This window comes from Acinetobacter sp. CFCC 11171 (assembly GCF_003268405.1).
In the GTDB taxonomy this organism is placed as follows: domain Bacteria; phylum Pseudomonadota; class Gammaproteobacteria; order Pseudomonadales; family Moraxellaceae; genus Acinetobacter; species Acinetobacter amyesii.
In genome coordinates this window covers 1-18,314 of record NZ_LQXP01000033.1, presented here as the reverse complement: position 1 = coordinate 18,314, position 18,314 = coordinate 1, and the positions used below count along the sequence as shown (strand labels likewise).

Below are 18,314 nucleotides of genomic sequence, written 5' to 3'. Positions count from 1 at the left end.
CAATTTCTTATTCTCAATATAAAAAATAAAAATGATCATATGTTTTACATTAATTTGCTTCATGTTATTCAGATTAACACAAAATTACAACATACATCACAAAAAAAACCCTGCAAAATGCAGGGTTTTTTATTTGGCAGTAATTAGCTTACATCATACCGCCCATGCCACCCATACCGCCCATATCAGGCATAGCAGGTTTATCTTCTGGGATTTCAGTAATCATACATTCAGTTGTAAGCATTAAGCCCGCAACAGATGCAGCATGCTCAAGCGCAGAACGTGTTACTTTAGCTGGGTCAAGAATACCCATTTCTAACATATCGCCATACTCTGAAGTCGCAGCGTTATAACCGAAGTTACCTTCACCGTTTTTCACAGCATTGATTACAACTGATGGCTCATCACCAGAGTTTGCAACGATTTGACGAAGCGGTGCTTCAATTGCACGACGTAAAATGTTGATACCAACATTTTGGTCATCATTAGCACCAGACACACCTTCAAGTGCTTTTGCAGCACGTACAAGTGCAACACCACCACCTGCTACAACACCTTCTTCAACTGCAGCACGAGTTGCATGAAGTGCATCGTCAACGCGATCTTTCTTCTCTTTCATTTCAACTTCAGTTGCAGCGCCGATTTTGATTACAGCAACACCACCTGCCAATTTAGCAACGCGTTCTTGAAGTTTTTCTTTGTCGTATTCTGAAGTTGATTCTTCAATTTGAGCACGAATTTGAGTTACACGTTCAGCAATTTGCTCTGCAACACCTGCACCATCAACAATTACTGTGTTTTCTTTAGAAACAGTAACTTTATGCGCTGTACCTAAGTGCTCAAGTGTAGTTTGGTCTAAAGACATACCAACCTCTTCAGAAACTACAGTCGCGCCAGTTAAAATCGCGATGTCTTGAAGCATCGCTTTACGACGATCACCAAAACCAGGTGCTTTAACAGCACAAACTTTGATAATGCCACGCATGTTGTTTACAACAAGAGTTGCAAGTGCTTCACCTTCAACATCTTCAGCAATGATAAGAAGCGGTTTACCTGTTTTAGCAACAGCTTCAAGTACAGCAATTAATTCGCGGATGTTGCTGATTTTTTTATCAACAAGAAGAATGTATGGGTTTTCAAGTTCAGCTGTTAGTGTATCTTGCTTGTTTGCAAAGTACGGGCTGATGTAACCACGGTCAAACTGCATACCCTCTACAACATCTAGAGAATCTTCAAAGCCTGAACCCTCTTCAACTGTAATTACACCCTCTTTACCAACTTTTTCCATTGCTTGAGCAATAAGTTTACCAACAGTGGTGTCAGAGTTCGCAGAAATAGAACCTACTTGTTCAATCGCTTTAGAGTCAGATGCAGGTTTTGCAGTCGCTTTAATTTCAGCAACTACAGCTTTAACCGCGATGTCGATACCGCGTTTAAGATCCATTGGGTTCATACCCGCAGTTACTGATTTAATCCCTTCATTAAGGATTGCTTGTGCAAGAACAGTTGCAGTTGTTGTACCGTCACCCGCGATGTCGTTGGTTTTTGAAGACACTTCACGAACTAGCTGAGCGCCCATGTTTTCAAACTTGTCTTTTAACGTGATTTCTTTAGCAACAGAAACACCATCTTTAGTGATGTGCGGCGCACCGAAAGAACGGTCGATGACAACGTTACGGCCTTTAGGACCTAAAGTCACTTTTACAGCATCTGCAAGTACATTTACACCCGCGATCATTTTTGAACGCGCTGAATCACCAAATTTTACGTCTTTAGCTGACATGTCTAACTCCGAATCTTTTTAAAATTTTTAACAATTTATGATGAATAAAAGGGTCTAAATGTGTGTACGAAACTTAAGCTTCAAGTACCGCTAAAATGTCAGACTCTTTCATAATAAGAAGCTCTTCGCCTGCTACTTTTACTTTTGTACCGGCATAAGTGCCAAACAATACGTTGTCACCAACTTTAACGTCTAATGCACGTACGCCATTGTCAGTTACTTTGCCATTACCTACAGCGATTACTTCGCCTTGAGCAGGTTGTTCAGCTGCTGAAGTACTTAAAATAAGACCACCAGCAGTTTTAGTTTCCTTTTCAACACGGCGAATCACAACGTTGTCATGCAAAGGACGAATATTGCTCATAGTTAACTCCAGACTAAGTCTATTTACTAGATAAAAGACGATGACATTTTGATTTCCGTAAGCCATCGACAAAAAATAATTTCGATGACACTTTTGTGGGGATGGAAAAAAACCCTTCAAGGGCAAAATTTAATTTTTTTCATTTTTTTGTATTTTTTTTCTTCAAAATTTAAATTTAAAGGATTAAAGCTCATCCAAAATATGAGTACTAAGATTTTCTTCGAATATTTTTAATTTTGAATGATAAAAATAATGCTGCACATTCATCTGCTCATCAATGACATTAAAACTGTTGGCAAGGTTCTCGTGTAGGCGATATGAAGTTGCAGTTCCAGCATGAATATCCCAAACAGGATGCGCAGCACCTAAAGCATAAATCTGATTGAGGTCATATCTGGCTGGAACATGTAAATGTCCATGCAATAAACCATTTAAACCGTGTTGACTCCACTGTTCAAGTGCCAAACGCCCTTGAACAGGACAATCTTTCACACCATGCGGGTCATTGGGCGGCGTATAAAAAGGTTGATGCGCTATGATTAATTTCACTTTATTGGGCGGCGCATGTTTAAGTAATTCCTCGACATGATGTATTTGCTCGAGCGATACATGCCCTCGCGTATGGTAACGACGGCGAATACTATTGATCCCAATTAAATAAAAATGCTCGGTTTCCAGTACATTTTCCATGGCACCAAAAAAAAGTTGATAACGTGCAAAAGGGCTAAAAACACGGTTCCATAAATGATATAGCGGAATATCATGATTCCCCGGCACAACGATATAAGGCAGCTTTAAGCTTTCTAAAAATTGCTTACATGCATAAAACTGACGATAGCGCGCACGTTGGGTCAAGTCTCCACTGGCAACCACGGCCTCGATACGCTGTTCGTGACAAAATTGTTGAATAGCGCGCATACACTCTGGCTTTTCAGTGCCAAAATGCAGATCAGACAGATGCAGTATCATGTGGCACCCGTATCTTTAAGGCTTGTTTTTGCACTCGAATTTTAAGCGGCGGTTTCATTTCTACAATCTCACCATCCACAGCAACGGTCATTTTTTTTCGTTGGGTATGTATGGTGACTTCATCAGCGGCAAAACTATACACATCTGGTGCATTGTCGATATTGCCACGGATCAATTGCCATAAAATTTTAAATAACGTTTTCTTATCACTTTTTGCGACCACCACACCTGCAACTTTACCTGCCTCTGCATCCTTAGCAATTTGCAAGTTTAAATCGGCCAATTGCAATTGATTATTGCCAAAAAAGATCAAGGGCGTTTTGACTGGATAAATATGATGATCCACTTCTATTTCCAATTTCAGCTCTTTACGATCTCGAATCAGCACATCCAAACCTGAGGTATAAGCATGCAATGGGAAACGCCCAAACTTTTGATTATAAAATTCTCTTTTTTGTATAAATAAAGGATACAAGCCCAAACTGGCATTGTTTAAATAGATATGTTCATTGATTTGCGCCACGTGCACCTGTCGATTATTGCCTGTCGCAATCACCTGTGCCGCTTGAATTAAATCGAGAGGAATATTGAGTACCCGCGCCACATAATTAAATGTGCCCAAAGGTAAGATCCCCATAGGAATATTCGTATGCATCAACTGATGAGCAACAGCATTTAAGGTTCCATCACCACCTGCAGCAATCACAACACCCAAATTATCAGGGTCTTTATGGCGTGCAAATACCTTGCTCATTAAAGTATCAAAACTCGCTTCCTGCCCAAGCTCAAATGACTGTATTTCGAAATTATGATCGGATAATATCCGCACAAGTTCCTCGTAGACTTCATCTTTGTTTGCAGCATGAAATCCTGATTTTTTATTATAGATAATAGATAAAGGCTTGGCTTGTTTAATCACTTTTTATACATCTTGGCCGCTTAGTATTGTATTTTGTCGAATTTAACAGCAAATAATAGCGCCTTTATGTAAAAATCGAATTACCACCATTTATTTAATCAATAATAATTCTCAAATATCAATTACATGCAACTTTTTGTTTTTACTAAAAATAACTATATAAAATATTGTCCATCACGTTAATAAATAAAGTGAAAATTCACCACATAATATGTTAAGTTATTGTATTTTATCTATATTTAATATAAATAGCATTAACTACCAAAAAAAATCTACCACTTCTTTAGTCTTATTTTTTTTATGATTTTATGCTTTAATACAGCCACTTTTTTTTCATCTTTTATCTGCATGATGTATCCCATGATGCAGATTATACTTTGTACGGTTAGTACATTTTTGAGATAGGCCTCACCATGACCCAAGTGAACGCACCAGAATTCGTTCGTCACCCTAAGCTCATTGCTTGGGTGGAAGAAATTGCCAAATTAACCAAACCAGCAAAAATCGAATGGTGTGACGGTAGCGCAGAAGAATATCAACGTTATATCGACTTGATGATCGCTAACGGCACTATGCAAGAACTTAACCAAGAAAAACATCCTGGTTCTTACCTTGCTAATTCTGATCCTTCTGACGTTGCTCGTGTTGAAGGTCGTACTTACATCTGTTCTGAAAAACAAGAAGATGCAGGCGCAACAAACAACTGGGAAGCTCCAGCTGAAATGCGTGCTCGTCTGAATGGTTTATTTGACGGTTCAATGAAAGGCCGTACTTTGTACGTAGTTCCTTTCTCTATGGGTCCTTTAGGTTCTCATATTGCTCACATCGGTATCGAACTTACTGATTCTCCTTACGTTGCTGTAAGCATGTCTAAAATGGCTCGTATGGGTAAAGCTGTTTATGACGTACTTGGTACTGACGGTGACTTCATTCCTTGCGTACACACTGTTGGTGCTCCGCTTGAAGAAGGTCAAAAAGACGTTGCTTGGCCTTGCAACCCTGAAAAATACATCGTTCATTACCCAGAAACTCGTGAAATCTGGTCTTACGGTTCTGGTTACGGCGGTAACGCATTGTTGGGTAAAAAATGCCTAGCTTTACGTATTGCATCTTCTATGGGTCGTCAACAAGGTTGGTTAGCTGAACACATGCTCATCCTTGGCGTGACTAACCCACAAGGCGAAAAACACTACATCGCAGCTGCATTCCCTTCTGCTTGTGGTAAAACAAACTTCGCGATGTTGATTCCACCAGCGGGTTACGAAGGTTGGAAAATTGAAACTGTAGGTGACGATATTGCTTGGATCAAACCAGGTGAAGATGGTCGTTTATATGCAATCAACCCTGAAGCTGGTTTCTTCGGTGTAGCACCTGGTACAAATACCAAGACTAACCCGAACTGTATGGCGACTCTTCATAAAGACGTAATCTATACTAACGTTGCTGTAACTGACGAAGGTGAAGTATGGTGGGAAGGTCTTACTAAAGAAGCGCCTGCTAACTTGACTAACTGGAAAGGTCAACCACACACCGGCGAAGAAAAAGCAGCTCATCCAAATGCTCGTTTCACTGTTTCAGCTGGTCAATGTCCTTCTATTGATGCTGACTGGGAAAATCCAGCAGGTGTTCCAATTTCTGCGTTCATCTTCGGTGGTCGTCGTGCAGACACAGTGCCTCTAATTTCAGAAGCATTTGACTGGGTTGACGGTGTTTACAAAGCTGCAACTATGGGCTCTGAAACAACTGCTGCTGCTGTTGGTCAACAAGGTATCGTTCGTCGTGACCCATTCGCAATGCTTCCATTTGCGGGTTACAACATGGCTGACTACTTCTCTCACTGGTTAGAACTTGGTGAAGAAGTTGCTGCTAAAGCTAAAGCTGCTGGCAATAAACTTCCTGGTATCTACAACGTGAACTGGTTCCGTCGTGATGCTGAAGGTAACTTTGTATGGCCTGGTTTCGGTCAAAACATGCGTGTTCTTGAGTGGATCATTGACCGTTGTGAAGGTCGTGCAGACGCTGTTGAAACACCTATCGGCCTTGTTCCAACATACGAACAATTGAACTGGACTGGTTCAGACTTCACTAAAGAGCAATTCGAGCTTGTAACTTCACAAGACAAAGAACAGTGGATCAAAGAACTTGAAAGCCACACTGAATTGTTCAACAAACTTGGGGATCGCTTACCAAAAGCACTTAAAGTACGTCAAGACGAACTTTTAGAAGCTGTAAAAAAATCTGCTTAATCGACCTTTAATTTCCCTCCTTTAAAAGAGGGATTAAGAAAGATTTAAAAGACCGCCTTGCGCGGTCTTTTTTTATATCAACTAAGCCACATCTTGAGCTTTTTGCTTTATACGTATTGCCATTAAGTACTCGTCCAAAACATCAACTTCAGATGCACTGAATTGCAAATATAAGTTTGTGCGTCTTTGCAAAATATCTTCAGAGCTTCTCGCCCACTCATGCTCAACCAAATAATCTACTTCTTGAGCATACAAGCCATGCCCGAAGTTTTGCCCAAGCTCATCAATCGAAGTTAAATGATTTAGCAATATCCAGACACGTGTCCCATAAGCATGCGCCCAACGACTTGCTAGACTGCTTGAAACACCTTTAACATTTTGTTGGACTTCAACTATCAACTGCTCGATTGATTCTAAATTTTCCGCACCAGGCAATGCTGTATCAGCAGTCCAAGGCTTGGATCGATGATGAAAAACAGTTTTAAGCTGATCTAGCGCCGCTTCTGCGAGTTTTCGATAGGTGGTGAGCTTGCCACCAAAAATTGATAGCAATGCTGCACCTTCTACATCTGTCAGTGCCAAAGTATAATCTCGCGTGACTGCTGCTGGATTATCTGATTCATCATCAAACAGCGGACGCACACCTGAATAGGTTGAAATGATGTCCGTTTGCGTCAATTGAGTTTTAAAGTGATCATTTGACACATCAAGCAAGTAATCGATTTCTTCTTGGCTTATCTTTACTCGATTTGGGTCTGCATGATATTCACGATCTGTCGTGCCGATCAGGGTATATTGTTCTAAATATGGGATCGCAAAAACAATGCGATGATCATCATTTTGCATAATAAAAGCTTTATCACCGTCAAAGAGCTTTGGAACAATGATATGGCTACCCTGTATCAGCCGTATACTATAAGGTGACTCTTGCTTTAAACCCTGTTTTATAAAGTCAGCAACCCAAGGACCTGCCGCATTCACCAATACTTTAGCCTGCACATTTTGCAAACCCTTGGCATTTTTCAAACACACCTGCCAAATGCCACCTTTACTATATGCATTTAAACATTCTGTTCGAGTCAGAATCTGTGCACCATGTTCTCGTGCTTGTATTGCATTGAGTACAACCAAGCGTGCATCATCCACAGCGCAGTCGGAATATTCAAATCCCCGAGTAAATCTGGGTGCTAAAGGACTAACTTCCACATCAAATTCAATACCATTGGAGCCAGCAAGCTGTTCTCGCTTACCCAAATAATCATAAAAGAATAATCCAGTACGAATCAGCCAAGCCGGACGTAAGTGCGGTTCATGTGGCATGATAAAACGCATCGGTCGAATAATATGAGGGGCTTTTTTAAGGAGAACTTCGCGTTCTGCGAGTGCTTCACGTACCAAACGAAATTCTTTATGTTCTAAATAGCGCAGACCACCATGAATTAACTTGCTGCTTGCAGATGAAGTGTGGCTCGCGAGATCGTCTTTTTCACAGAGCAAAACACTTAAACCCCGCCCCGCAGCATCACAGGCAATACCAACACCATTAATTCCACCACCAATGACCACCATGTCATATATTGATTGTTGTTGTGTATTCATCGCTCCCTCCTACTCTATCTTTTTATTCAACAATGCTTCGTTTTCTTTGCTTTATTATTTTTCTCATTGATCATGATTTTTTGATCAAGATACCTATTTTGGTCACGATATCCTTACGCTGAGTTTTTGTATTCCTCATTAAATGAGAAGTTATATTTTAAATGTACGTTTAAAAGCCTGCTGGCTCAAGTATGAAATCAATCATTTTAAGGCCCAAACCATTATTCAAAGCAAAATTCATGACAAGTTGTTGATTTGTACACTTTTTAAACAAAACCTCTTTTTTAGTTTACATTTCATGCTTTTCGATACGCATAAGATATTTTCACACAATAAAAAAAGATGGATTTTAAAATGACGGAAGAAATTGTTACTCAATCAAATTTAGATACAAAGACCCGAGTAAAATCCATTCTCGGTGGTTCAGCCGGCAATCTTGTTGAATGGTACGATTGGTATGTCTATGCGGCATTCACCCTCTATTTCGCCCATGCTTTTTTCCCTCAGGGCAGTCAGACTGCACAGCTTCTCCAAGCCGCGGCCATCTTTGCAGTGGGCTTCCTAATGCGGCCCATTGGTGCATGGATTATGGGGATCTATTCAGACAAAAAAGGTCGAAAGTCAGGGTTAACCCTCTCCGTCACACTGATGTGTATCGGCTCATTGATGATTGCCATTTCTCCAACACATGACCAAATTGGCATTATGGCACCAATTATTCTCGTGGTAGCTCGACTGATTCAAGGTTTAAGTGTCGGCGGTGAATATGGCGCTAGTGCGACCTACCTCAGTGAAATGGCTGACCGCGACCGTCGTGGTTTTTTTTCAAGCTTTCAGTATGTGACACTGATTGCAGGTCAGTTGACGGCACTGTGCGTGTTACTGATTTTGCAATGGTTGCTGACCGAAGAACAATTGCATGATTGGGGCTGGCGTATTCCATTCTTTATCGGTGCGTGTTTAGCGGTAGTGGTTTTCCGTATTCGACGTGGCCTGCTAGAAACCCAATCCTTTAAAAATGCACAAGAGCAAAAAGACCAACCTGAATCTGGCTTATTTTCTCTATTTAAACATTATCCGAAAGAAGCCTTCACGGTGTTATTTTTAACAGCCGGGGGTACATTGGCTTTTTATACCTACACCACTTATTTGCAAAAATATCTGGTCAATACCTCTGGCTTTAGTAAACCTGAGGCCACACAAATCACCACCTTAGCCCTGTTTATTTTTATGTGTTTACAGCCACTTGCAGGCGGTCTATCCGATAAAATTGGTCGTAAGCCTCTAATGATCGCCTTCGGGATCTTAGGGGTGCTGTTCACCTATGTTCTATTTAGTGCCTTAGGACAAACTCAAGATTATTGGACCGCATTTTGGCTCTGTCTCGCGGGTCTAGTGATTGTCACGGGATACACCTCGATCAATGCGGTTGTAAAAGCAGAAATGTTCCCTGCACATATTCGCGCATTGGGTGTTGCGCTGCCTTATGCACTTGCAAATACCCTCTTTGGTGGTACGGCAGAATTCTTTGCGCTAAGTTTTAAAGAAGCTGGTCACGAGTCTTGGTTCTTCATCTATGTGACCATCATGATTTTTATTTCGTTATTGGTCTACGTCTTTATGAAAGACACCAAACACCATTCCAAAATTCAGGAGCATTGATCAGGGTTATTTGAAGATGAGTTATTGATCAATCTGATCAAAAACAGCATGTTTTCCCCATCAAAGCCTCAATCTATGAGGCTTTGTTGTTTTCATTTAGTCGTGAAAAATGTATCTGGTCAAAAATATCGCATTTTATAGACTAAAGTCGCATGATTTTCTGCGACAACAGGAGTATAAATTAAAAAAATATAGTTCCATCTCCCATTTCGACAAAATATATTGATTTAAACTTTTCCCAAAGAGTTTAAATGGATATGTTTTGCATTCATTCCTTGGAGAATGATGTGTCAAACTCATCTGAGCCAGTTGTTCCTGAACAATTGGATAGAAAAACTCGTGTCAAATCTATCCTCGGCGGATCTGCCGGCAACCTCGTTGAATGGTACGACTGGTATGTCTACGCTGCCTTTACCCTTTACTTTGCACCGCAATTTTTCCCTGACGGTGACAATACTGTAAAACTCTTACAAGCAGCTGCAGTCTTTGCACTCGGTTTCTTAATGCGTCCAATCGGCGCATGGGTCATGGGTATTTATGCGGACCGTAAAGGTCGTAAAGCAGGTTTGACGCTGTCTGTATCGTTGATGTGTGTCGGCTCACTGATGATCGCATGTGCGCCAACCTACGATTCTGTAGGGATGCTCGCACCCGCTATTCTACTTTTAGCGCGTTTACTCCAAGGCTTAAGTGTCGGCGGTGAATATGGCTCTAGTGCGACCTATTTGACTGAAATGGCAGGTAAAAACCATCGTGGTTTCTTCTCAAGTTTCCAATATGTCACACTGATTTCAGGTCAGCTACTGGCACTTTGCGTTTTAATTATTTTACAGCGCAATTTCTCAGAACAAGCTTTAACTGAATGGGGCTGGCGTGTTCCCTTCTTTATCGGTGCTTTGCTCGCAATTGTGGTGTTCTGGATTCGTCGCGGTTTAGTTGAAACTCAATCCTCTAAAGAAGCTCAAGAACAAGCTAAAAATGGTGGTCCAAAATCAGGGGCTTTAGCGTTATTTACCAAATACCCTAAACAAGCCTTCACTGTGATCATGTTAACTGCCGGTGGTACTTTAGCGTTCAACACCTTTACAACTTATTTGCAAAAATATTTGGTCAACACGTCTGGCTTTGAGAAAACCACAGCTACCGAAATTACCACTGCTGCGATTTTCATCTTTATGCTTTTACAACCTGCTGTCGGTGCGCTTTCAGACAAAATTGGTCGTAAGCCAATTATGATCGCCTTTGGTGTGCTTGGTGTACTCTTCACCATTCCAATTTTCAACGGTATCGGTTCTACGACTAGCCCAACCACAGCATTTATGCTTTGCATGAGTGGTATGGTGATTGTCACTGGTTATACTGCGATTAATGCTGTAGTGAAAGCAGAGTTGTTCCCTGCACACATCCGTGCCTTAGGTGTTGCATTACCTTATGCCATTGCAAATACACTCTTTGGTGGTACCGCAGAACTTGTAGCTTTGAGCTTCAAAAATGCAGGCCATGAAAACTACTTCTTCTACTACATTACATTCATGATTGGTTTATCTTTAATTACCTATGTCTTCATGAAAGATACGAAAAAACATAGCATGATCACTGACGATTAAGTCGCTCAGCCCTGCTATTCCACTTAAGCTCATCAAAGCCTATTTTGATGAGCTTTTTTTATCTCCATTTCCATCTACTCATCGTTTCGGCTGCATCAAAGATTTAATCAAACTTCTTTGGCTTTCTTGGTTTTCGCCATCGAGTCGACAGACGGACTATGGCATACTGAACATACAAATACACACGGCGAATGAATGATGAAAAATATTTACAAAGTTTTAAGTTTGGGTATTGTTGCAATGTCGATGGCTGCTTGCCAAAGCACTCCACGTGCTTTTAATGGTCAAACGGGCTTTCAAATAGAGTCCAAATCTGCAGATAGCGCAACACTTGCATATACTTTAGCGGGTCGCCAAAACCAACAACTGGATGCCAATAAATTACAACGTGCTTGCCAAAAAGTATTAAATACGCAAAAGACCTATAAATTACAAATCTTAAGCGTGAACGAAATTGCAAATCCTGCTTTGGAAAATACCCAGTACGGCCGTCAAATTGGTAATACACGTGCGAACTTCGGTCTATCAAATACTCCTGATCTACGTAACTCTGAAAACTTAGGCGCGCGTGATGCACTCGATGCTCGCCCTGCAACCTTACGTGTGGTTCGCTATAACTGTTCTTAATCAAATTTGCAGTTTAAAAGACAAAAAATAAGACGCTTAAAGCGTCTTATTTTTTTATCGGTTCAATAATTATAGGGTTTTATAAAAACTCACATTTCGAAACTCAGGTGATTCATCCAAATCAGGCCATGTTGTCGCGCTTCGTTCATCGAGTTTTTCATATTTAGGATGACTAAAGTTTTTCACACGACTGTCTGCCACCCACACTTCTGGAGCAAACTTTAAAAATTCATCCAAAAAGAAACGGTTGCATTGGTCATACAGCACATCGGCAGCCAATAAAATATCGACTTGTTCGGCTTTATACAGATCGTCCAAATATTCGAGTTCGACATTATTCAGCTCTGCATTGGCACGGCAGGCATCTAGGCTCACTTGGTCGATGTCACAGCAGATCACGCGTTTCGCCCCTGCCATTTTCGCGGCAATCGCCACCACGCCTGAACCTGCACCAAAGTCCAACACGACTTTATCTTTGACATGATGCGGCTCTGCCAATAACCACTGCGCCATCGCAAGCCCTGAAGCCCAGCAGAAAATCCAATACGGTGTGTCACTCCATATACGGCGAATGACTTCATCATCCATTTTATCGGTTGGAAATACAGGCGGTATCAACCATAAAGAAATAGGCGTTTCAGGCAACTGTTGAGCATGTAATTCACAATGTGGAATGACTTCATGCAGTGCTTTAAGTAAATGTTCAGGGGCTTTGGGGAATTGGAAAGTACAGCTCATATTAAGCCTTGGAGATGATTTTATTTGAATTTATAAACGTATTAGATACGCGACATCGTCATCTGCTGCTGTGCGAGACAAGCCTCAATCGAATGAACACTGTTTCTGCGACACCATTAATCAAAAAACTGATTATGTCGAGTTCAGCAGATGACAAATGGTTTTGGTTACTTTTGCCGAAACAAAAGTAACATACGGGCTTCTTACATTTATAAGTCATAACGGTAAGACTCCGTTGTGACATAAATATCTTTTAATTAAAAGATTAACCTAACGCTTTTTCAGCAGCTTCAACAGTTTGACGGATCAACGTTGTAATGGTCATAGGACCTACACCCCCCGGAACAGGTGTATAAGCAGAAGCAACTTCTTCAATACCCACCAATTGGATATCACCTACACCGCCGCCATCACGTGGATGGAAGCCAGCATCAACCACTACAGCACCCGGTTTGATCCAATCTTTTTGAATCAATTCAGCTTTACCTACCGCACCCACAATAATGTCAGCTTGCTTAACAAAGTCAGCTAAGTTTTGAGTACGTGAGTGGCAAGTGGTCACTGTTGCATTCGCTTCAAGTAGCATCGCAGACATTGGTTTACCTAAAATTGCAGAACGACCCACAACAACCGCATGTTTACCTGCGATTTCAATGTTGTTTTCTTTTAAAATGGTCATGATGCCTGCAGGAGTCGCAGAACCATACGCAGCTTCACCCATTGCCATACGACCAAAACCTAAGCAGGTCACGCCATCTACGTCTTTTTCAAGAGAGATTGCATCGAAGCAAGCACGTTCGTCAATTTGAGCAGGTACTGGGTGTTGTAACAAAATACCGTGAACATCTGGGTTTGCATTTAATTTTTCAATTTCAGCAAGTAATTGCTCAGTTGTAGTTTCTTTAGGAAGCTCAACTTTTAATGAATCCATACCAACACGGCGGCAAGCATTCCCTTTCATACGTACATAAGTTGCAGATGCACCATCGTCACCTACCAAAATAGTCGCAAGAATTGGGGTACGACCAGTTTTCTCTTTTAGCGCTTCTACGCGAGTCAACAAGTCAGCTTCAATTTTCTTCGCCAATGCACGACCATCTAAAACTAATGCCACGGCACTTCTCCAAGTGATGATATGAATCAATTTTGCACATAATACATGATTATTTTAAATTTTTTACCTTGTATGCTGCTTTTATGCTCATACAGATGAATCTGCTATTGTTTTTTTTTCAGAGCTTGCTAATATACGCATCAACAAGACATGGCGGGGTGGCAGAGTGGTCATGCAGCGGACTGCAACTCCGTGTACGCCGGTTCGATTCCGACCTCCGCCTCCAATCTTGTTAAGCCCGAGTGGTGAAATCGGTAGACACAGGGGATTTAAAATCCCCCGCCCACAAAGCGTGCCAGTTCGAGTCTGGCCTCGGGCACCATTCTTCTTCTACTGATGATGGTGTAATAAAGAACCCAGCGATAAGCTGGTTTTTTTATGCCTAAAATTTAGTAAGACAATAAAAAAAGAGGGACAACGCCCTCTCTTCTTACTTTAGAACTGTATTTCTTAAATACTTTATTCTCAAAAATTTATATTTAAATTACTTCGACCACAATCTTACCCACATGATCACCTGTATCCATGGCTGCATGTGCTTCTTGAATTTGATCAAACTTAAATGTCTTGTAGATCATTGGCAGGCATTCACCTTTAGACCATAACGGAACAACATTTTCCTGAATGCCTTTAGCAATCTCTGCTTTTTCTGCAGTATTACGCGCACGCATGGTTGAGCCTGTAATGGTCAAACGCTTCATCATGATTTGACCCAACTTCACTTCTTTGGCCTTTGAACCGCCTAAAAATGCGATATAGACCAAACGACCATCACGACGTAATAGATTGAGGTTCTGCGCCAAATACGGTGCGCCAACAATATCTAAAATGACATCTACACCTTGCTCATTGGTCGCTTCATTAATCACTTGCTCAAAGTCTTGAGTTTTATAGTTAATGGCATGAGTAATATTTGAAATCGCAGCGACTTTTTCATCTGAACCTACCGTCGCAAAGGTTTTCATACCTAAAGCATTACACAACATAATCGCTGTAGTACCAATACCGCTAGTACCGCCATGAATAAGTACCGTTTCACCTGCTTTGGCTTTACCCATTTGGAATACATTTGCCCAAACTGTAAAAAACGTTTCAGGAATGGCCGCTGCTTGAGTAAAGCTCACACCTTCAGGAATACTCAAGGTTTGGCTTTCAGGTACAACACAATACTCAGCATAACCGCCACCATTGGTCAGACCGCAGACTTTATCACCCACTTTAAACAAAGTGACATCTGCACCCACAGCAACTACTTCACCCGCCACTTCCAGACCCGGTACTGGTGTTACCCCTTTCGGCATTGGGTACAAGCCTTGGCGCTGTAAAATGTCTGGACGGTTAATACCAAAGGCATGCACTTTTACCAACACTTCATCCGCTTTCGCATCTGGGATGGCAACGCTTTCATACGCCAGTTTATCGACACCGCCCGGTTCAGTAATAATAACCTGCTGCATGCTTTGCTGTGACATTGTTTTTCCTTTTCAATTATTGACTATTCATCTATCTCTGCACTATTTGAACATAGAAATGCCGCAGAATGAATAAACATGGACTTATGTATAATCTGTACTGTATTTCGTAAATGAATAATAGGCCAAGCATGTCTCAGATCATTGAATACAATGAAGATAACGCCAGTGACTATGAATGGTTCGACGGTTTTGCCGTGATTCGCTTCTATGCAGACTGGTGCGCGCCCTGTGTGCAGAACTTCCCTGTATTTGAGCAGTGTGCAAAGCAAATGTCCGCGCAGCATGCACAGCTCAAATTTGGCAAGGTAAATATTGATTCCTCACCGATACTAACCTTGCGTTATAACGTTTATGGACTGCCTTCAACCTTGCTGTTTTATCGCGGGCAAGTGATTCAACGTATTGCAGGTGTCAAATCACTGACTGAATTAACAGCCATCATTCAAGATGCGATGCAGTCACATTCAACTCATGACTAAGCATATTTTCCTTTTATTTGGATGCAGACTCATTCGGCAGGCGTACAAACTTCATTAACGTATTACGCACCAATGGCAACACGATCAAAATGAGCGGGAACGCCACCATCCATGACATACCCCAAGCGCGCAGCCAAATACCAAGAAAGCCTTCAACTAAGCCTTTATTCATCAGCATATTAAAGCAGGAAATTGAACCGCTCATAATGCCGGACAGAATTAGGGGCATCAGCCAAGTCATGTGTTTGGGATGAAATTTTGGGAGTTGATTCATCTGTAAATACCTATTATTCGTCTTGGGCTGCGTTCTGGGCTTTTACGGTTTGTTTTAGTGTTTTCATAAATTGGCCGAAATGCGGCATGAAATCTTTAAATAAAGGATGGTCTTTATTTTCCAACAAGGTTTCACCAAACAGTTTCAGACCCACAGCAAAGGCTTTGGTCTTTTCATCATCTAACAATTGCGCTTTGGTCAAATGCTCCAGCACCTTAAACATGTCATCATGGTTGTAGGCATTAAACTGCAACGCTTCGGTATAAGTCGAAGGATTGCCCTGCGCATCAGCAATGTGTTTGAGCGTAATTTTATATTGATGCTGTTTCATTGCGTCACCTCCATACGGCTGATTTCGACTGCCGCCTGATCGATTTTTTCTGCAATGGCATAGACCTGTTCAGGTGTTAGTTCACAGTGCTGAATTTTGATGCGCAGTGATGCTTTTAAGTTTTCCATCGCACGTTTGATGTCGACGTATTGTTCATTGTTATGAATCTGCTTACGGGTATCAAAACGGCAGAGGATTTTCTCTACTGTGGCTTTTTCGGCATCAAGATGCGCTAAGCCTGACTGCGTAACGCTGTATTGTTTACGGTCTTCGGCATTTAGTTCTGCATGGATGTACTGCTGTTCTTCGAGGTAGTTCAGCGTTGGGTAAATTGTCCCTGTGCTTGGGCTGTAGCCGCCGCTCACGATTGCGCCGACATCTTTAATGATGTCGTAACTAAACTTAGGCGCTTGGGAGATGAGATGCAGTACCAATAGTTTCATGTGCCCTGCTTCAAACAGGCGTTTGCGGGTTTTAGCAGGACTGTCGTTAACACCAAGGAGGTCTGAATTTGACATCGCAAAGATACACCTTAAGATTTATTAAGATATATCTTAAGATATAAAATTGATTTCAGCAACTTTCTTTTACATTTCTGCAATAAACGAAATTAATTTACAACTAGTCTTTTTTCATCTTCGTCACTAAAAAACACAGTTGGAACACGATAACTTTCCTGTTTAGAAGCTTGGAATAAATCATTCAAAGTAGCATCCGAAGAATATTGAAAATACTCTACCCATATATCTGAATAATACATCGCTAATATTTTAATAAAAAAAGTATACGGAGTTAAGATTCTTGAAACTGGCCATCTATTTTCTGAATGAAAGCCAATATGAAAATGAGAAGCAGGATGAAATTTTGAATTATACTGACTTGGAGAATAGTCATATCTTATTGATGGAATATCATGAGTAAAAATTGCCTCACTAATAAATTGCTCATATTCTTGTTGAGTTAATATATTTTGTTCTAAAAGTTCATTGCAATCTTTTAATTCTTTTTGAAATTCTGCAAATTTATATGGATTAGGATAATAGGCATATCTTAACTCTTGCTGACCATACTGATTCCTTTTTTCGAAAAATTGAAAGCAAGATCTATCAAACAACATTAGATTAAATTCAGCATAGTCTGTTATACGGTCATATATATCTTTATAATATATACTTGTCCTAGCAATTTTTTTAAGCTCATCTGAAACTTGCAAAGACACTCTAGCTCCGTGCTGTAAATCAATTTTTAGATTTACAGCTATTGAAGCAACTTTACGAATATTTAGATTAATATCAATATCCGTCATCACTCCCCCCCATTAACCTTTGCATCTCTTCCTCAATTTCCTGATTTGTCATTCCTGCATCTTGAAGTTTTTTAAATTCATCTCTAAACAATTGAAGTTGTATAGATTTAGAGCCTAAATCTCGTTGAAGATGCTCCAATTCCTTCTTATTAGGAACTCTAAAGATTAATTTCGGTGAATTTTCTAAACTTATCTTAATTTCATTTTCAAAATGTTGAGCATTTTGCCCAACACCCGATACCCTCAACCAAGCTTTTGTTCGTGTAAAGGCTGTAAAAATTTTATTCCTTGTTCTTCTATAATCTTTTGTTTGATACATAGCATCAATACCCAAGACTAAGACACACGCAGCCTCATTCCCCTTTGCCCGATGAACCGTTGACAACGTAACCATTTTTTCAATTTTAAAAGGTGGATTTTCGGAGTATGTTGTTAGTACGTTATTTGTCAAAATACCTATATCACTTAATTTTGCAGATAAATTTCTAAAGTAATTTTTAGCATTTCTATCATCTAAAGAAATTACCATTATATCTTCTGGCTTTAATCCCTCATTTAAAAAGAATTCTATTTCTGATTTTATAAAATCAACTTCTTGATTAATATTTTCAGCAACAAATGTTTTTAATAAATCTTCTTTAGTTTGGTATTCATTAATAGATAATGGGCTATTTTCAGGATTTCTTGAAAGAATGACACTATGACCTTCTTGATAAGTTCCACTTTCTAATTCATAACCTACATCTTTCCAATGATCCAAATTTTCTAAGATTTGTACAGGCTTATCATATAAACCAAAACCTAACGCATGAGCAGTAATC

The 18,314-nt window shown here is 40.4% G+C and carries 18 protein-coding genes and 2 tRNA genes; 7 read left to right on the top strand and 13 right to left on the bottom strand.

What is annotated here, in order from left to right:
* Positions 1 to 148: 148 nt before the first annotated feature.
* The 4 genes from groL to AVJ20_RS13970 all read right to left on the bottom strand — a co-directional run bounded on the left by groL (position 149) and on the right by AVJ20_RS13970 (position 4,035).
* Positions 149 to 1,783, bottom strand: a complete 1,635-nt coding sequence (groL, locus tag AVJ20_RS13985; RefSeq protein WP_078192965.1) for a chaperonin GroEL — start codon at positions 1,781 to 1,783, stop codon at positions 149 to 151.
* Positions 1,784 to 1,856: 73 nt separating this feature from the next.
* Complete coding sequence (locus tag AVJ20_RS13980) at positions 1,857 to 2,147, bottom strand: co-chaperone GroES (protein WP_078192966.1); 291 nt, start codon at positions 2,145 to 2,147, stop codon at positions 1,857 to 1,859.
* A 183-nt stretch (positions 2,148 to 2,330) separates the two neighbouring features.
* Positions 2,331 to 3,116: a metallophosphoesterase family protein gene (locus AVJ20_RS13975; protein WP_111885654.1), complete on the bottom strand. Its 786-nt coding sequence runs from the start codon at positions 3,114 to 3,116 to the stop codon at positions 2,331 to 2,333.
* Complete coding sequence (locus tag AVJ20_RS13970) at positions 3,097 to 4,035, bottom strand: diacylglycerol/lipid kinase family protein (RefSeq protein WP_111885653.1); 939 nt, start codon at positions 4,033 to 4,035, stop codon at positions 3,097 to 3,099. The genes AVJ20_RS13975 and AVJ20_RS13970 overlap by 20 nt, the downstream gene beginning before the upstream one ends.
* A 413-nt stretch (positions 4,036 to 4,448) precedes the next feature.
* On the opposite strand from AVJ20_RS13970, the gene AVJ20_RS13965 reads away from it, so the two are divergent.
* Complete coding sequence (locus AVJ20_RS13965; protein WP_111885652.1) at positions 4,449 to 6,281, top strand: phosphoenolpyruvate carboxykinase (GTP); 1,833 nt, start codon at positions 4,449 to 4,451, stop codon at positions 6,279 to 6,281.
* An 81-nt stretch (positions 6,282 to 6,362) separates the two neighbouring features.
* Here AVJ20_RS13965 and glpD read toward each other — a convergent pair whose 3' ends face one another.
* A complete protein-coding gene (gene glpD / locus AVJ20_RS13960; protein WP_111885651.1) occupies positions 6,363 to 7,880 on the bottom strand; it encodes a glycerol-3-phosphate dehydrogenase in 1,518 nt (505 codons plus the stop codon).
* Positions 7,881 to 8,222: 342 nt separating this feature from the next.
* On the opposite strand from glpD, the gene AVJ20_RS13955 reads away from it, so the two are divergent.
* The 3 genes from AVJ20_RS13955 to AVJ20_RS13945 all read left to right on the top strand — a co-directional run bounded on the left by AVJ20_RS13955 (position 8,223) and on the right by AVJ20_RS13945 (position 11,776).
* Complete coding sequence (locus tag AVJ20_RS13955; protein ID WP_111885650.1) at positions 8,223 to 9,542, top strand: MFS transporter; 1,320 nt, start codon at positions 8,223 to 8,225, stop codon at positions 9,540 to 9,542.
* A 287-nt stretch (positions 9,543 to 9,829) separates the two neighbouring features.
* Positions 9,830 to 11,149 carry an MFS transporter gene (locus tag AVJ20_RS13950; RefSeq protein WP_078190125.1) on the top strand — a complete coding sequence of 440 codons (1,320 nt, stop codon included), beginning with the start codon at positions 9,830 to 9,832 and terminating at the stop codon, positions 11,147 to 11,149.
* Positions 11,150 to 11,347: 198 nt separating this feature from the next.
* Positions 11,348 to 11,776 carry a hypothetical protein gene (locus AVJ20_RS13945; RefSeq protein ID WP_111885672.1) on the top strand — a complete coding sequence of 143 codons (429 nt, stop codon included), beginning with the start codon at positions 11,348 to 11,350 and terminating at the stop codon, positions 11,774 to 11,776.
* A gap of 69 nt (positions 11,777 to 11,845) precedes the next feature.
* Here AVJ20_RS13945 and AVJ20_RS13940 read toward each other — a convergent pair whose 3' ends face one another.
* A complete protein-coding gene (locus AVJ20_RS13940; protein WP_111885649.1) occupies positions 11,846 to 12,514 on the bottom strand; it encodes a class I SAM-dependent methyltransferase in 669 nt (222 codons plus the stop codon).
* 265 nt (positions 12,515 to 12,779) lie between these two features.
* Positions 12,780 to 13,628, bottom strand: coding sequence for a bifunctional methylenetetrahydrofolate dehydrogenase/methenyltetrahydrofolate cyclohydrolase FolD (gene folD / locus AVJ20_RS13935; RefSeq protein WP_078192972.1), 849 nt, complete (start codon positions 13,626 to 13,628; stop codon positions 12,780 to 12,782).
* A gap of 152 nt (positions 13,629 to 13,780) precedes the next feature.
* On the opposite strand from folD, the gene AVJ20_RS13930 reads away from it, so the two are divergent.
* Together AVJ20_RS13930 and AVJ20_RS13925 are read left to right on the top strand one after the other, a co-directional pair.
* Positions 13,781 to 13,854, top strand: a tRNA-Cys gene (locus AVJ20_RS13930).
* A 10-nt stretch (positions 13,855 to 13,864) separates the two neighbouring features.
* Positions 13,865 to 13,950, top strand: a tRNA-Leu gene (locus AVJ20_RS13925).
* Between the two features lie 157 nt (positions 13,951 to 14,107).
* On the opposite strand, the gene AVJ20_RS13920 is transcribed toward AVJ20_RS13925, so the two are convergent.
* A complete protein-coding gene (locus AVJ20_RS13920) occupies positions 14,108 to 15,100 on the bottom strand; it encodes an NAD(P)H-quinone oxidoreductase (protein ID WP_111885648.1) in 993 nt (330 codons plus the stop codon).
* Between the two features lie 131 nt (positions 15,101 to 15,231).
* Here AVJ20_RS13920 and AVJ20_RS13915 point away from each other — a divergent pair, with 131 nt between their 5' ends.
* Positions 15,232 to 15,582, top strand: a complete 351-nt coding sequence (locus AVJ20_RS13915; protein ID WP_111885647.1) for a thioredoxin family protein — start codon at positions 15,232 to 15,234, stop codon at positions 15,580 to 15,582.
* 13 nt (positions 15,583 to 15,595) lie between these two features.
* Here AVJ20_RS13915 and AVJ20_RS13910 read toward each other — a convergent pair whose 3' ends face one another.
* From AVJ20_RS13910 to AVJ20_RS13890, 5 genes are all read right to left on the bottom strand, one after another.
* Positions 15,596 to 15,856, bottom strand: a complete 261-nt coding sequence (locus AVJ20_RS13910) for a DUF2798 domain-containing protein (protein WP_111885646.1) — start codon at positions 15,854 to 15,856, stop codon at positions 15,596 to 15,598.
* 13 nt (positions 15,857 to 15,869) lie between these two features.
* Positions 15,870 to 16,187 (bottom strand): DUF3861 domain-containing protein, encoded by a 318-nt coding sequence (locus AVJ20_RS13905; RefSeq protein ID WP_111885645.1) that lies wholly within the window; start codon positions 16,185 to 16,187, stop codon positions 15,870 to 15,872.
* Positions 16,184 to 16,705 carry a PadR family transcriptional regulator gene (locus tag AVJ20_RS13900; RefSeq protein WP_111885644.1) on the bottom strand — a complete coding sequence of 174 codons (522 nt, stop codon included), beginning with the start codon at positions 16,703 to 16,705 and terminating at the stop codon, positions 16,184 to 16,186. Before AVJ20_RS13900 ends, AVJ20_RS13905 begins: the two co-directional genes overlap by 4 nt.
* Positions 16,706 to 16,797: 92 nt before the next feature.
* The gene (locus AVJ20_RS13895) at positions 16,798 to 17,493 is read right to left on the bottom strand and encodes a DUF2290 domain-containing protein (protein WP_111885643.1); all 696 of its coding nucleotides are present in this window, start codon (positions 17,491 to 17,493) and stop codon (positions 16,798 to 16,800) included.
* The coding region (locus AVJ20_RS13890) for an ATP-binding domain-containing protein (RefSeq protein WP_162689772.1) at positions 17,480 to 18,314 on the bottom strand (835 nt) is incomplete at its 5' end. The genes AVJ20_RS13895 and AVJ20_RS13890, both read right to left, overlap by 14 nt.

Excerpts from the sequence above, each read along its gene's own strand:
- groL (WP_078192965.1), bottom strand. The coding sequence starts at position 1,783 with ATGTCAGCTAAAGACGTAAAATTTGGTGATTCAGCGCGTTCAAAAATG.
- AVJ20_RS13980 (WP_078192966.1), bottom strand. The coding sequence starts at position 2,147 with ATGAGCAATATTCGTCCTTTGCATGACAACGTTGTGATTCGCCGTGTT.
- AVJ20_RS13975 (WP_111885654.1), bottom strand. The coding sequence starts at position 3,116 with ATGATACTGCATCTGTCTGATCTGCATTTTGGCACTGAAAAGCCAGAG.
- AVJ20_RS13965 (WP_111885652.1), top strand. The coding sequence starts at position 4,449 with ATGACCCAAGTGAACGCACCAGAATTCGTTCGTCACCCTAAGCTCATT.
- glpD (WP_111885651.1), bottom strand. The coding sequence starts at position 7,880 with ATGAATACACAACAACAATCAATATATGACATGGTGGTCATTGGTGGT.
- AVJ20_RS13955 (WP_111885650.1), top strand. The coding sequence starts at position 8,223 with ATGGATTTTAAAATGACGGAAGAAATTGTTACTCAATCAAATTTAGAT.
- AVJ20_RS13945 (WP_111885672.1), top strand. The coding sequence starts at position 11,348 with ATGAAAAATATTTACAAAGTTTTAAGTTTGGGTATTGTTGCAATGTCG.
- AVJ20_RS13940 (WP_111885649.1), bottom strand. The coding sequence starts at position 12,514 with ATGAGCTGTACTTTCCAATTCCCCAAAGCCCCTGAACATTTACTTAAA.
- AVJ20_RS13920 (WP_111885648.1), bottom strand. The coding sequence starts at position 15,100 with ATGTCACAGCAAAGCATGCAGCAGGTTATTATTACTGAACCGGGCGGT.
- AVJ20_RS13915 (WP_111885647.1), top strand. The coding sequence starts at position 15,232 with ATGTCTCAGATCATTGAATACAATGAAGATAACGCCAGTGACTATGAA.
- AVJ20_RS13910 (WP_111885646.1), bottom strand. The coding sequence starts at position 15,856 with ATGAATCAACTCCCAAAATTTCATCCCAAACACATGACTTGGCTGATG.
- AVJ20_RS13905 (WP_111885645.1), bottom strand. The coding sequence starts at position 16,187 with ATGAAACAGCATCAATATAAAATTACGCTCAAACACATTGCTGATGCG.
- AVJ20_RS13900 (WP_111885644.1), bottom strand. The coding sequence starts at position 16,705 with ATGTCAAATTCAGACCTCCTTGGTGTTAACGACAGTCCTGCTAAAACC.
- AVJ20_RS13895 (WP_111885643.1), bottom strand. The coding sequence starts at position 17,493 with ATGACGGATATTGATATTAATCTAAATATTCGTAAAGTTGCTTCAATA.